We start from the raw sequence: 308 nt of genomic DNA on the forward strand, positions 1-308 counted from the left end.
TAAATTGCTGTTTTTGAAGCAACTGAACTTCCTCCGTTACTGTTAAATTTAACAGTATACGTGCTAATGTTCCATTTTGCGTAAAGCGTGATGTTGCTTGCTAATTTTACAGAACTTCCTGCTGCTGTTTTTAACGTAGCATCTTTATACCATCCAGCAAATGTGTAACCCGTTTTTGTTGGTTTTGGTAAATTAATTACGCTATTGTAATTAGCAGTTTGAGCAGGAACTGTAGATCCACCATTGCTTACATAACTTACTTTATACGAATTGATTTTCCATTTCGCATATAAAGTAGTGTTGTTTGT

General features: G+C 34.4%; 1 protein-coding gene. It reads right to left on the bottom strand.

What is annotated here, in order from left to right; all coding sequences use genetic code 11:
- The coding region (locus CN601_RS21820; RefSeq protein WP_142317396.1) for an InlB B-repeat-containing protein at positions 1-308 on the bottom strand (308 nt) is incomplete at both ends.

The sequence above is a fragment of the Bacillus sp. AFS017336 genome (genome assembly GCF_002555445.1).
Classification (GTDB): domain Bacteria; phylum Bacillota; class Bacilli; order Bacillales; family Bacillaceae_G; genus Gottfriedia.